The sequence below is a fragment of the Pseudomonas sp. GW821-FHT01E10 genome (assembly GCF_059422365.1).
Map to the genome: position 1 here is coordinate 1 of NZ_JBWKWT010000010.1, position 13832 is coordinate 13832.

Annotated in this window: 15 protein-coding genes and 4 pseudogenes; 16 read left to right on the plus strand and 3 right to left on the minus strand. The window is 51.4% G+C overall.

The genetic code is table 11. From position 1 onward, the window contains the following. The 16 genes and pseudogenes from AC07V0_RS18075 to AC07V0_RS18150 form a co-directional block, all read left to right on the plus strand. On the plus strand, positions 1-2597 hold a 2597-nt coding region (locus tag AC07V0_RS18075; protein ID WP_492568235.1), incomplete at its 5' end, for an RHS repeat-associated core domain-containing protein. Between the two features lie 10 nt (positions 2598-2607). Further along, positions 2608-3231: a hypothetical protein gene (locus tag AC07V0_RS18080; protein ID WP_086945207.1), complete on the plus strand. Its 624-nt coding sequence runs from the start codon at positions 2608-2610 to the stop codon at positions 3229-3231. A gap of 283 nt (positions 3232-3514) precedes the next feature. Further along, positions 3515-3982, plus strand: coding sequence for a hypothetical protein (locus tag AC07V0_RS18085; RefSeq protein WP_086945208.1), 468 nt, complete (start codon positions 3515-3517; stop codon positions 3980-3982). Between the two features lie 179 nt (positions 3983-4161). Beyond that, positions 4162-5172: a hypothetical protein gene (locus tag AC07V0_RS18090; RefSeq protein ID WP_064621139.1), complete on the plus strand. Its 1011-nt coding sequence runs from the start codon at positions 4162-4164 to the stop codon at positions 5170-5172. 63 nt (positions 5173-5235) lie between these two features. Continuing rightward, on the plus strand, positions 5236-5835 hold the full coding sequence (locus tag AC07V0_RS18095) for a hypothetical protein (protein WP_064621140.1): 600 nt from the start codon (positions 5236-5238) through the stop codon (positions 5833-5835). A gap of 41 nt (positions 5836-5876) precedes the next feature. After that, complete coding sequence (locus tag AC07V0_RS18100) at positions 5877-6158, plus strand: hypothetical protein (RefSeq protein WP_019651906.1); 282 nt, start codon at positions 5877-5879, stop codon at positions 6156-6158. Between the two features lie 3 nt (positions 6159-6161). Then, positions 6162-6248, plus strand: a pseudogene (locus AC07V0_RS18105) (RHS repeat-associated core domain-containing protein); the annotation flags it as partial. Between the two features lie 78 nt (positions 6249-6326). After that, positions 6327-6944: a DUF7716 domain-containing protein gene (locus AC07V0_RS18110; RefSeq protein WP_207238812.1), complete on the plus strand. Its 618-nt coding sequence runs from the start codon at positions 6327-6329 to the stop codon at positions 6942-6944. A 209-nt stretch (positions 6945-7153) separates the two neighbouring features. Then, positions 7154-7507, plus strand: a complete 354-nt coding sequence (locus AC07V0_RS18115) for a hypothetical protein (protein ID WP_064621142.1) — start codon at positions 7154-7156, stop codon at positions 7505-7507. 13 nt (positions 7508-7520) lie between these two features. Next, positions 7521-8183, plus strand: coding sequence for a hypothetical protein (locus AC07V0_RS18120; protein WP_086945209.1), 663 nt, complete (start codon positions 7521-7523; stop codon positions 8181-8183). A 290-nt stretch (positions 8184-8473) separates the two neighbouring features. Continuing rightward, positions 8474-8767: pseudogene (locus AC07V0_RS18125) on the plus strand (hypothetical protein); the annotation flags it as partial. A gap of 142 nt (positions 8768-8909) precedes the next feature. Then, positions 8910-9509 (plus strand): imm11 family protein, encoded by a 600-nt coding sequence (locus AC07V0_RS18130; RefSeq protein WP_173861144.1) that lies wholly within the window; start codon positions 8910-8912, stop codon positions 9507-9509. A 49-nt stretch (positions 9510-9558) separates the two neighbouring features. Further along, a pseudogene (locus AC07V0_RS18135) lies at positions 9559-9774 on the plus strand (hypothetical protein); the annotation flags it as partial. Between the two features lie 636 nt (positions 9775-10410). Next, positions 10411-11022, plus strand: a complete 612-nt coding sequence (locus AC07V0_RS18140; RefSeq protein ID WP_064621147.1) for an Imm43 family immunity protein — start codon at positions 10411-10413, stop codon at positions 11020-11022. Positions 11023-11107: 85 nt separating this feature from the next. Then, positions 11108-11641, plus strand: coding sequence for an SMI1/KNR4 family protein (locus tag AC07V0_RS18145; RefSeq protein ID WP_225609317.1), 534 nt, complete (start codon positions 11108-11110; stop codon positions 11639-11641). A gap of 1 nt (position 11642) precedes the next feature. After that, positions 11643-11756: pseudogene (locus tag AC07V0_RS18150) on the plus strand (DUF6124 family protein); the annotation flags it as partial. Between the two features lie 88 nt (positions 11757-11844). On the opposite strand, the gene AC07V0_RS18155 reads toward AC07V0_RS18150, so the two are convergent. From AC07V0_RS18155 to AC07V0_RS18165, 3 genes are all read right to left on the minus strand, one after another. After that, entirely contained in the window at positions 11845-12120 is a 276-nt protein-coding gene (locus AC07V0_RS18155; protein WP_003213368.1) for an HU family DNA-binding protein, read from the minus strand. Between the two features lie 192 nt (positions 12121-12312). Beyond that, a complete protein-coding gene (locus AC07V0_RS18160) occupies positions 12313-13461 on the minus strand; it encodes an NAD(P)/FAD-dependent oxidoreductase (RefSeq protein WP_086945210.1) in 1149 nt (382 codons plus the stop codon). A gap of 18 nt (positions 13462-13479) precedes the next feature. Then, complete coding sequence (locus AC07V0_RS18165; RefSeq protein ID WP_007896465.1) at positions 13480-13647, minus strand: rubredoxin; 168 nt, start codon at positions 13645-13647, stop codon at positions 13480-13482. Positions 13648-13832 lie beyond the last annotated feature (185 nt).

Sequence of the window (13832 nt, forward strand, 5' to 3'; positions counted from 1 at the left end):
AGTTCGAATGGAACGACGAGCGCCAATTGCTCAACGCGACCGACCCGCAGGGCGGGCGCTACGAATACAGCTACGACAACGCCGGCAACCTGATCGGCGAAACCGACCCGCTGGGCCGCAGCGACTCGACCTTATGGCTCGAGCACTGGGCCTTGCCGCTGGTGGAAACCGATGCCGCGGGCAACAGTTGGCAGTATCGCTACGATCAGCGCGGCAACTGCATCGCCGAAACCGATCCGCTGGGCCATGTAACGCGATACCGCTACGACACCCAGGGCCAGGTCGTCGAGATCATCGACGCCACCGGCAAAAGCAAAAGGCTGCGCTGGAACCCGTTCGGCCAACTGGTCGAACACATCGATTGTTCGGGTTACCCGACGCGGTTCAGCTATGACAACCGGGGCTATCTGCAAACGATCACCGATGCCCTCGGCGAACGCACCCAATTCAGTTACGACGCCCAGGGACGGTTGCTCAGCAGCCAATTGCCGGACGGCCGCACCGAGCAGTATCAGCGCGACGTCAGTGGCCAGTTGATCGGCTACACCGACCCGGCCGGGCACACCACGCTGTACCAACACAACCGTCGCGGCCAGGTGCGCCAGCGCACCGACGCCCACGGCCGACAGGTGCAGTTCGGGTATGACCGCTACGGGCGGCTGCAGGCGCTGACCAATGAGAACGGCGAGAGTTATCGGTTTGCCTGGGACGCTGGAGATCGGCTGACAGAACAACAGGATCTGGATGGCAGTGCCAAGCGCTACACCTATGACCTGCTGGATAACGTCGCGGCGGTCACGGCTGTTCCGGCGCCCTACGGCAACGGTCTGGCCGTCGTCCCCGAGTCGCCCCCCGCTCCCATCGTTCACCGACTGGAACGCGACGCCGTCGGCCGGCTGATCGCCAAAGTCACCGACGATGGCCGCACCGACTACTCCTACGACCCACTGGACCAACTCACCGCCGTCACCTTCACCGACCACCAGGACAACGCACAAACCCTGAGCTTCGCCTACGACGCCCTCGGCCAGTTGCTCGAAGAACAAAGCGCGGCCGGCAACCTGCACTACCACTACGACGAACTCGGCAACCTGATCCAGACCCAACTGCCCGACGGCCGCTGGCTCAATCGCCTGTACTACGGCAGCGGCCACCTGCACCAGATCAACCTCGACGGCCAGGTCATCAGCGACTTCGAACGCGACCGCCTGCACCGCGAAGTGCTGCGCACCCAGGGCCAGATCAGCACCCGCAGCGAATACGACCGCAGCGGGCGCTTACGCTCACGCCAACGCCGACACACCAGCCAGCCATCGCTGATGCCGGCAGCGGTGCAGAAACATTTCGAGTACGACCCCGCCGACAACCTGATCGGCAAACTCGACCAGCAACCCACCACGCAACACCGCCAACTGCTGCACTACGACGCCACTGGCCGCATCATCGCCAGCCAGGACAGCCTGCACGGCCAGCGCGAAACCTTCGCCTACGACGCCGCCGCCAACCTGCTGGACGGCCCACAACCCGGCGCCGGGCTGGTGGTGCACAACAAACTGCTGACCTATGAGGACAAGCGTTACCGCTACGACGCCTTTGGCCGGATGATCGAAAAACGCAGCGCTAAACGAGGCCTGCAGCGCTTCGGTTACGATGCCGAAAGCCGGTTGATTGAAGTGCGCAATGAAAACGGCAGCGTGGTCAGAATGACCTACGACCCACTGGGCCGGCGCATCGAAAAAACCGTACACGACACCAACGGCTACCCTCTCGGCGAAACCCGCTTCACCTGGGACGGCCTGCGCCTGTTGCAGGAACATCGCCATCAACAGACCAGCCTCTACCTCTACGAAGACGAAGGTTACGAACCCCTGGCCCGTGTCGACGGCACCGGCCCGCTGCAAAAGATCCGCTACTACCACAACGACCTCAACGGCCTGCCGGAACAACTCACCGAGGCAGACGGCCACAACGTCTGGAAGGCGAGTTATCGGGTGTGGGGCAACACGTTAGAAGAGGTGCGCGAGCCGTATTACATTGAAGAGCAGAACCTGCGGTTTCAGGGGCAGTACCTGGACCGGGAGACGGGGCTGCATTTCAATACGTTCAGGTTTTATGATCCGGATGTGGGGCGGTTTACGACGCCGGATCCGATTGGGTTGGCGGGGGGAATCAATCTTTATCAATACTCACCTAACCCATTCACTTGGATAGACGCTCTGGGCCTAAGTTGCTCGAGCGATGCTAAAGTTCTTGGAAGCCGTTTGGGTAAAGCGCCAAACTCGAACTATCGAGCCCACCATATAGTAATGTCCAATTCGAAGGATGTGCGTATGCGCTGGTTGAGAAGACGTATGGACAGACTTGGCATTGACATAAATCAGAAAGAAAATGGTATATGGCTGCCTGTAAACCCACAGTCCCGTTTACCAAATACAACAGCAACCGCTCATGCCGGGGAAGGAGTACATGGCAATGCGTATAAACAACACGTATGGGAAACCCTAAAAGGGGCGAACACAAAATCTGGATTCGAGTCGGGTTTAAATAAACTCAACTTGGAGCTCAACGGTGGAAAGGTTTTCCCATTAGCAAAGTAGGAGATACCCCATGAAGGACTTTTTATATGCACGACTCAATGAATATAAGGATAAATATTCAGAGCTTATATCGTCTATGGAGAAAAACTACAAAACGACAATCTGGGGCATGGGGATCATGCCTTCCTATTCGCCGGCCCCCTATATGTCGGAGCTCCAGGGATGTAAGCCTGGACGTTTTTTAAAAAAAGATTCCGAGCCAGCCAAAAACAGGCAATGTTATTTCTTAAATAAAGATAACAAAATAATAGGCGAGTTAAAATTTGCAAAATACGTAACAATTAAAAAGCAATGGATTGTTTATAGAAAGTTTTTTTTGCATGAGGCCGATCAAATCCTTGAGCTTACATTCGGCAGTGAGCTAAACGGCAACCTAGAGGCCAACCTTGACTCGGTTTCCCTGATTAAGTTTCTGAATGACAAAGCTACAGGGCATTACTGCTTGAACAACACGGGAGAATACTTCGAAACCCTTTATAAATACAACGCCGATAAAATCACTTCGATTACTGAAAAAATATGGCGAAGCACCTTCACGGAAAGGTCTTATGAGATCAATCACGCAGATGATTCCCTAACCATTTTTGAAATACTTACGGACAATAGCAAACTGAAAATTTATCCTGAGGAATGATTGACAAAATCAATCTCTTGACGAGCAAGTGTTTACCCACACTTGAAGACTCAGAGCATTCGAGAGGCGGTCGTACTCTAGGGTTATTTATTACCATCCAAGATGGCGGTTCCATCCAGCCCAACATTCACGGAAACGATTACTGGAAAGTGTACAAAGCCAATAGATCTGGAGAAGATATTGTATTTGGTAGAATTGGACATGGCGGGTTCAAAAATTACGATCTAATAAAAGACTCTCCAGTCTATGTTAATGGCACGTTAATGAACGGTGGAACTTGAACATGATTGACTTTACAGCAGATATCAATTCCAAGCACTCAGCAGCAGACATACTATTAGGGGAAAACATTTCCAACTATATCGATGAGCTATATAAAAAACACAACATAAAAATAAAAAACTATAATCTGCCGGACGGGGAAACGAGGGTAGCCTATGTGGTAAACGACACGATCACCATAGCAACCCTTTCTGACGGAGCTATATTCTCAATTGGCTGCAATGTACATTACAAAGGACTTTACAGAGGTATGCTTTCTACAGGGATGTCTTTTGGCCAAGTAAAAAAACTTACAAAGCGTCAACGAATCTTTAATGGCTCAATAATTCTTGATGATGATTTCGGATTTTCCTATGTATTACCCTCCCCTTATGACGAGATAGCCGATAGCATTGAAGATATACCTCTAGATTTGATTTTAAATGAAATATATATTTCTGATTTCTCTTCTTGGCTTAGTCCGAGTTAACCGTACCAGCATGAAAAAACAATTATCGGTTGGAAAAACTGAAAAAGTTTGAATTAGGCCCGGCGTCGTAGTATTCGTAGCGCCCGCCCTGCAGGTCGGTGGCGCTGAGCAATTGGCGTTCGTTTCGTGTCGAGAAAAAAGGCCCGAACGGAAAGTGGAAGACATGCGGATAGCGTTAAATGGACATATTCAATCTCCTTTCATACAAGCTTGAGAGTTTCCTGAACATCCGTCCATATCCGAAAGAGCTGGGCGTTGTTTTTTACCAAGAAGACGAGCCTTCACTGCTCTCTGTCGCCGCCAGAAAACACAACGGTTCGACCTTCTATGTGAGCCGCTGGCACGATTTGTTCTCCATAAGCGCCTTCGAAAAATCCATGTCAAAAAACGGCTTCACGGAACCGGACTGCTATACCCTTCTCTTGATCCTGTCCCGCTTTGGCTATCTACTTGACATCGACAACCGTCAACGAACCAATAAAGACTATTTTATTTTCTTCTTTCTGATCCAGTTGATCAGTTTGAAAAACAGTTCTCTCGACTCGGATGCACAGCTCAGAAACTATATACTCAGATTCCTGCTTTTCGAATTGAGCATTGACGACGAAGCGTATCGTCGGTTCAGCATCAAGGATAATCAGCTGGTAATGGCTACCGACACCCGGGGGCCTGTAGCTTTTTTGGATGTTATCAACCTGGTTTACAAAGCGATAAAATTTGATAGCAGAAAAGAACATGTATTGCTAAGCACGTTGAAAAACTATCAAACAAGCCTCGTCACATTATTGACCGAACCCGGCGACACAAATTACCGTTTCAGGCTAAATGATCGCCATAGCGAATTCATGTATCCCGATGTATTTTTGCAGGCATACGCTAAAGACAAGAGACAGATATTTAATGTTTTAATCGACACGATCAACCCCCTTCAGTCTACGGAAAATCTGTTTGTCTCAAATATTATTTTGATGAACTATTCCTTTTACATCCTGAAAAACAAGCCTCGCGAAATTCTAAAGCTTAAAAAACACGTCAATGATGAGGCACTGTTCATAAAGCTGCTGGAAGCAATAATCACTCGTCGAATGGCAATCAATAAATCATCATTCGAAAAAGCATCTATAGACCAGGATCTGTCCTCGATAAAAGACAATTCAACCTCATTCTACAATATTTTGTACAGCCTATAGACGCTCTCACAAACGAGAGAGCCGCGCTGATGCGCATGCTGTAACCCACAGGGAAGAACGAACATGAGCGCGTTAGAAAAAGCGTTGATAGAGCTGCGCCGTATCCACAAGAAGTTTCAGTTAGAGGGCAGCTTCGAAAAGAATGGCCAAGTCAACGCCACATGGCCGCAAACGCTTGAACGCTCTGTCGAAACTGACTTTTTCTATGACAACTACGAGCCTGTGGGTGTAGAGATAGAGACAGGTTTGACTCCGATACGTTTTTTTGATCTGAACACCCTTGAAGATGACCAAGTGGGCTACAAGTGGGATGGCAATTCAAACAAGTCGCAGCTCAACCCACGCTGGCCAGCCGGTTTTGTAGTATTCATGGATGATATCGGAGGTGGTAAACCTGTCATCGCTGTTACCGACATTGAGGGTACACCTGTATTTGCCAGCTATGACGTGGCTTTGCCTTTCAAAATTGCCGACTCATTGGCTGATTTCTTTTTCGCTCTTGCAAAATTGATTGAGGTTGTCCACGGAAAATTCGAAATATTTGAGATCTATAACGACGATGACGAGCTTTCCAGCAAGTTCGTGAAATTACTCACAAAGGAAGTCAGCCCCCTGCTTGGGAAAGAAAATTTCGAACTATTTTTTAATTATTTTTATGGTTAATCTTCAGGTCATGGATCTGACCCGGCCAATGAGTGCAGAAGATGGAACAACTGGAAGACGAATACCCCGGCGATTCCGATTGGAATATGCTTGTGCGGTTATACGAAGAGGACTATCTCGACGACGACGCCCGCTCCCTAGCGAAACAACTGGATGGCAACCTCGATATGGCGGTCATTCTCTACGGAAAAAGAGGGCTCAAGGAAGGTTTGTGGTGGGTCGAACAGCAGGTGCCGGCCTTGGATAACATGCGGCCGGCCGATTGCCTCAAGGATCCGAAGCTGATCAAACGCCTGAGGACTGCGCTAATGCGCATGCCGTAACCAACAAGGAATCCGATTGGGTTGGCGGGAGGGCTGAACTTTTACAGTTATGCCCCAAACCCCCTGACCTGGATAGATCCGCTTGGGCTATACAATGGTGAAGGATCTCGCGACCTAGGGAAATATCATGTGTTCCATGAGCACTCACTGAACGCGTCCGAATACAAAATGACTGACGCAGAGCACTTTAGCCGCGCAAATGAATCTGTTTACAAACGAATGCAAACAGATCCGGACTTTAAACGTCAAATGCAGACTAAATACCCTGGCGCTGTAGAGCATGTGCAGCCACGGTCGAATGGGACGTTCAGAGGAACATCCCCAGCCAATTTGACTTGGCATCATGGAAACAAACCAGGCTCATTACAGCTAGCCGACTTCAATGATCATAAAACGTATCATAAAATCTACCACCCTGATGGTAAAGGCGGTCGAAATAAATGGGGCGGCGGTACGAAATGTCGAAAACAAGGAGTACTTATGATAACCATTAATGGCTTTGACGAGCTTCTGCAAAAATGTAATGATCTACCCAATGCAGGATGGTTATATGTTGATACTGATTTTGATTTGGAGTCAAAAAACGACATCCTAAATAAAAAATATTACCTTGCAGAAAATGACGACGAAGAAATGGAGTTCGATGACAAATACGGAACATTCCTTGAGTCTCCAATACTCAAAGCGATCATTGAAAATAAAACAGAACATCATCCGAACTCCAGCAAAGAAGAACTACTGAAAGCAGTTACTTATTATTTGGAAAACGATGACTTTCTAGACTAGATTAGAAAAGGAGCCGGAAGAGCCAAACAACTTCCGGCTCTACTTTTTAGTGAAAACCATAACATGCATGTTTGGATAAAAAACAGGAATAAGTTTTTCTACCGAGAGACCTGACTGCACTACAACACGTTCCGGCTTTATGATCCGGATATGGGGCTCCCAACGCCACCAGGTGGATTGACCCATTTGGGCTGCTAAAAGAAGGTGAGGTGGCCGGTTACGGTGCCAAAGCCCACAAGAATGATGGGCTGGAAGCACACGAGATTGTTCGTAATAAGTTTCTGGAAGAGAAAGGTATCGCAAAGGGCCGGCGCTATAAAGGTAACCCTTCCATTGCGCTATCGCCCGAACATCACGACATGGTGCATGCCGAGGAAAATCGTTTGCGCCGTGCTCGCGGGCTGGGACCTAATCAAATGCTCAAGCGCGGGAAGCTGGAAATTCGCCTCATGTCCCAAGCTATTCACAACTCATTGGTCAGAACCGGCATCATCACCCAACAACAGGCACGAACAGCGAGGCGTTTTTCCACATCATTCGCCAAAAGAAAAGGCTGCTTCTAAAGGATCACGGACTATGGGCATCAATCAAATCATCCTCTCCGAAAAAGACCATAACCTTGGACAAATAGGCGGGGGCGCTCGACTCACCGATATTGATCTGTGGCCAAAGGATCCAACCAAGGGTCATTTGATGCTACCAGTGCTTATGATGACATCGGATTTCCTCAGCACTTCTTTTATACCGTCGGGCATGGCTCTGACAGTGTTCGTTTCCGTGGAGCGTGAAGGCGATACGTACAAACGGTCATCGTTACGCCAATTGACTGTCCACCAACAGAGCGAGATGGAAAAGCTGGCACAGGGACATAGTAAAGTTCTGCTTCATACGCTGGCGCCTTTCGAGTTTATGCCACCGACCCTGGAGGATCCGATTCCGCGAAGCTACATTGCCCAGCAACCCCTCACGGACGAACAAATGACCGAAGAGCTGGAGGATCCGGACTGCGGCGCCAGTATCAGCAAAATATTAGGTCGCCCTGGCTGGTTGCAAGATCCGTTGTATGAAAGCCCTCGCTATTATTTTCTAGCCCAGATATTGGACGCCGATATCGCAAAAATCAGTCCTCGCCACGAAGGATTGTTCGGCGGTGGCATCGGCTACGTTTTTGCCGACAACCGGGCGAAAAAGATGAAGGAAGGCGACGAAGCTGGATATTTCCTCGTTCAATTTACCTGAGTTGTGCCCGTTATCGATCTCACCAGCGCCGTCTTTTTCAAAGGTATCGATCAGCCGGTTACGACGGCTGCGCCGCCGATAGGGAGCAAACTTCCCACGCCACGAACCGCATACGCCTTCGGGCCATGGCTCAAGTCCTGCCCCCGCACCTCCGCCAATTTTATTCGGAGAACGAACATGAGCGCGTTAGAAAAGGCATTGATAAAGCTGCGTGGTATCCACAAAAAATTCCAGTTGGAAGGCAGCTTCAAAAAGAATGGCCAGCTCAACACCACATGGCCACAAACGCTCGCTACGATCAGCGCGGCAACTGCGTCGCCGAAACCGATCCGCTGGGCCACATCACGCGATACCGCTACGACACCCACGGCCAGGTCGTCGAGATCATCGACGCCACCGGCAAAAGCAAAAAGCTGCGCTGGAACCCGTTCGGCCAGTCGGTGGAACACATTGATTGCTCGGGTTATCCGACGCGGTTCAGCTACGACAACCGGGGCTATCTGCAAACCATCACCGATGCCCTCGGCGAACGCACCCAATTCAGCTACGACGCCCAGGGACGGTTGCTCAGCAGCCAATTGCCGCAGTGGTCGCTTACCTGCGCGACAATGCCGTACACACCAGCCAGCCCTCGATGACGCCGGCTGCCATGCAAAAGCATACCGTGTACGACTTCGCCGCCAACCTGCTGACGGTCGGTGTTTATTACGGCCAGGAAAATCAAACATGATTTTAAGTTGGAAAGCCCCTGCTTATTACAGCGAACAACTGATCGGTTCGTATGACATCGAAAGCGGTTCTTATGAAACCGCCGGTTCGAATTTTGACTACCTGTCATTGTTGGCGGGAAAACCCTATCCATTGAATATGGACAAGCCAAAGGTCTATTTTCCGTGCAAGAAAAAAAAGTTGCTTGCGTATGACTGCCTATGGCTACTTGGGGGAGTCCCACTAGTCACTGAGCGACTTGCGGATTTTCTCACCCATCAATCTGCTCAGGACATTCAGCTCATTCAACCTGCTGTCGTCATTGCAGACGGGGAAGAGGTCGACGAAGCTTTTTTCATAGTGAATGCAATCAATACCGTCAACGCGATAGATCAAGGGCAATCTGCCGCTGAACGGGATGATGACGGATCGATCATCTATTTCACTAAAACCTGGTTCCTGGACGGTGCTGCCGGCATGCGCGGAATCGCTCGTGAGCCAGAGTCAGGAGACCTTCTGATCTCTCAGCAGTTGGCCGATTCTATGATCGAGAAAAAATTCAAAAATAACAAAGGCTTGGGTTTCTATATCGCCAACCGCACGTTTGTCCCTTATTAAAATCAGGCCTAGGCTTCTGGCCCCCATGATGGCCGACATTTTTAGGGGCGGCTCTGGGTTGGTGGTGCACAACAAACTGCTGACCTATCAGGACAAACGTTACCGCTATGACGCGTTTGGCCGGATGATCGAAGAACGCAGTACTAAACGGGGCGTGCAGCGCTTCGGTTACGACGCCGAAAGCCGGTTGATTGAAGTGCGCAATGAAAACGGTAGCGTGGTCAGGATGACCTACGACCCGCTGGGTCGGCGCATCGAAAAAACCGTCATGGTGACTACCACCCGAAAGGCCGCAATGGAAAACGAGTCGGCGGCAGGAAGGCATGGGGTGGTGGGTCATCTTGTAGAAAATAAGGAATCACTGATGAAAAAGATGAAAGGCATCACCGACCTATTCAGCACGATCAATTCCGTTACCGATAATGACTGGATCTATACAAATTTGGACGAATGGGAGCAGCAACCAGAAAATGCGGTTTTCTATCTCATTACCGAAGATGAAATTGATGATCTAGAAGAGGATGACAAAACCGTAGAAAACAGCGCCGGAGAAACCATTCCTAAGTCGCTGGAAAAAGAAAATGTAGAGACCTGGGTTGACGTGCAAACCCTTCAAGCCATATCGCAGATAATTCAGAAAAAAATAAAGACCCCTGATAGCGCCATTTTGATCCAGGCAATCAATCACTATCGAGAATACGACGACTTCATGGAGGCTTGATTTTTTCCAACAAAAGCGGGCATTTGAACCAGTTGGAGTGCCTGTTTTTAAGGAAATACAGGGTCTGACCCTGAGGAATGGGGTTGGGGTTGTGTCCAGTTCAAACTTCGCAAGAAGACCGTTTCAGGAAGAATACGAACCAAATCCAGTACCGGTCGACTTTGCTGACAAGAGGCTTTCATGTTCTATACCCTTGCATTCAAGAAAGACAAAAACTGCCCCACCTTCATTGATGGCGTCATTCATGAGTCGTTCAGCCCTGGCGCCTATGACGATGCGATGGATGCCGACTGGCACGACGCGGGCCCCGACGAAGCTCTCGCTCCCCTCCCGAAAAAGCTGGTGCTGATTACCAAGGACAAGCGCTATGACTTTGACTTTTGCACTGCCTTTGAGGGGCATATTGTCAGTGAGCGCTTCCTGAAAGTCTTCCAGACCCTCAAGACTTCCCGATGGGAGATCGCAGAACTGGAGATTGTCAACCCAAAAGGCGTTTCGGTCGCACAGCGCCAATATTTTTTTATGCGCCAGCAACGAATAGACAAGGAGCCTGTGGACGTGATCGATCAGACACAGTCGAAGATTAATTTTCGAGCGAGCGGCGAAATCAAAAATATCATCAGCCTGACAATCAAAGAAAATGTCAGCATCGATTTTTTTAGTATCGATGAAATAACTTTACTTGGATTCGTATTTCTTTCGCCTCACGCCGCCACTGTGCTTAAAGAACTAGATCTGGTAGGTGCAGAAGTGGTCGATACGGAGAAGGTCGGCTCAATAGATAGAGCCTAGGTTTCACTCAGCATGCAGGTGATTACCCTTTTCAAGATCCAACTAACCGAAACCAAACCAATCGATTTACTCAAGGGCGGCTGAATTGATCCCTTATAAAAAAGTGGATCAGAACGGTGAGGATCCATTAACGCTGAGATTAATGATGCTCGAAAACACATTTTCGAATGACGAGGCGGCCATTACGCCAGCGGATCTGGATCACCTGGAATGCGCCATTGGTAAGAAGCTACCGACGCCCTTTAAAAACCATTATCTCAAGTACAACGGAGGTGTACCGGAGCGGACCTATTGGGTCAGCGAAGATTTTGACGAGCCACTGGAAGTGGCTGCATTCAAGCCAATTCCCGGTGGCGACTCCTCGCTGCTATCCACCTACCAGTTGATGCTAAAAAAACAGGTACTTCCTGCACACCTTCTGCCTTTCGCGAACGACTGGGGTGGTAACTTCTTTTGCCTGAATCTTGATACGGAGGCCGTTAGTTACTTCACCACTGACAGCTTTGATAGTGACCTAAGCCCTGAAGAAAATCAGGCTGAATCCGAAAAGCTGGTCTGCTCGAATTTCCTCCAGTTTGTTCAAGGCCTGATCGATGAGGAAGATTTGGACGAGGAATGAGGCGCTCAGCCGCCTGGCCGACGGGGTGCATTTGTTGGTGGAGCGCGCGCTGGATCACCTGAATGAGCCGGAAATAGCAGCGATTCTCGCCAGGAAACAAAGCCGAGTCGGCTGATCCGCCAGACAGAAAAAATGGGCACCCAACCTCGTTGGCGTGCCCATTTTTTATCCCGCTCGCCCGCTGTGCGGGAAGTCGGTGCGTGTTACGGATTAACGCTGTCTTTCAACGACTTGCCTGGCTTGAACGCAACAGTGTTGCTGGCCTTGATTTTTACCGGCTCACCGGTTTGCGGGTTTTTGCCGGTGCGGGCACCGCGATGGCGTTGCAGGAAGGTGCCGAAGCCCACCAGCGTGACGCTATCCTTGCGATGCAGAGCGCCGGTGATTTCTTCGAGAACGGCGTTGAGAACGCGATTGGCCTGTTCTTTGGTGAGATCTGCTTTTTCCGCGATGGCAGCGGCGAGTTCTGGTTTACGCATGAGTGAAGCCCCTTTGACGGTTTTTTGTTGTTATGTCCGTGCTGTTCTCGTTGGAACAGCGCCCAAGGCGCCGCAGGTGCTCTACTCTGCGGCAGACGGGAATGAGGATGGCATGCGCGCAAGAGCGGCGCCAGTCTCCCCGCGACCTTTGTGGGGGCAAAAACGGGGTGATTCCGACAGAACGACCGGCATTTACGCCAACAGGGCCGGAAGTTCTTTGTTCAGGGCGAGTTTTTCCATCACCGCCGCGCCGGTCAGGGCATAGCCCAGCAATTTGCCGGCGCTGTCGCGGCACAGCACCTTGATGTCCGCGCCCTGCCCTTCGACCGTCCAGACGCCCTCCGCGCCCCGTGGTGGCGGGGAAACCACCAATGGGCAGACCGGGGTTTTCACGGTGATCGGCATCGGGCCGTAACTCACCGCCGTAGGGTTTCCGGCGAGGGTCTGGGCCAGCGCTCTCGCACAGCTCATGAGGGGCATGACGTACAACAGATTCAGCCCATCGACCTCGGCGCAATCGCCCAGGGCGTAGATGTTGGCGTGAGAGGTTTTCAGGTGACGGTCAACCACCACACCACGATTGACCTGCACCCCGGCAGCGGCCGCCAGGTCGATGCGCGGACGCAGACCGATGGCTGACACCACTACGTCGCAAGGGATGACCTGGCCGTCAGACAGATGCGCTTCCAGGCCGTCCGCCACTCGCTGCAGGCGATTGAGCACCGGCCCCAGGTGGAAGCGCGCGCCCAGGCTTTCCAGGCCGGCCTGGACCGCAGCAGCCGCCGCCGGGTGGAGCAAGGTCGGCATGACTTGTTCGCAGGGAGCAACCAGTTGCACTTCGTAGCCACCGAGCATCAGGTCGTTGGCAAATTCGCAGCCAATTAAACCGGCGCCCAGCAGCAGCACCCGACGCTTGCCGGCCGCCGCCGCGCGAAAACGTGCGTAGTCTTCAAGGTCGTTGATCGGGAAAACCGCGTCGGCCGCGTCGCCTTCAATCGGCACCCGCACGGTTTCCGCGCCCCAGGCCAGGATCAGGTCACGGTAGATCACTGATTCTTCGCCAATCCACAGGCGCTTGTGGCCCGGATCGATGCCGCTGATGCGCGTGTGGGTGCGCACTTCGGCCTTCAATTGCTCGGCCATGGCGCCCGGTTCGGCCATGCTCAGGCCATCGGCGTCTTTATTCTTGCCAAAGCCGGTGGAAAGCATCGGCTTGGAGTAGGAGCGTCCGTCATCTGCGGTAATCAACAGCAGCGGGGTTTCGCCATCGAGTTTGCGAAACTCCCGGGCCAGGTTGTAGCCAGCCAGCCCAGTGCCGACGATCACGACAGGTGCGTTCATTCCTAGCTCCTTGGATGCTTAGTTGATTTCAATCATTTCAAAATCCATTTTGCCCACGCCGCAGTCCGGGCACAGCCAGTCTTCCGGCACGTCCTGCCACGGTGTGCCCGCCGCAATACCGTCGTCCGGCCAGCCTTCGGCTTCGTTATAGATCAGGCCGCAGACCACACATTGCCACTTTTTCATTCAGGTATTTCCTCGGGATTCAGGCTTTTGCCGGCGCGAACGGTCGATAGATGAAGCGTTGCCGTCCGGCTCAGGGCGTTTTGTACTGATCGGGCCCGACAGATGCAAGCCTGTTCGGCGCAACGGCAGGCCGGATCAATCAAACTCGCCGCCTGACATGGTAAGCTCGCCGCCTCATTTGCTGC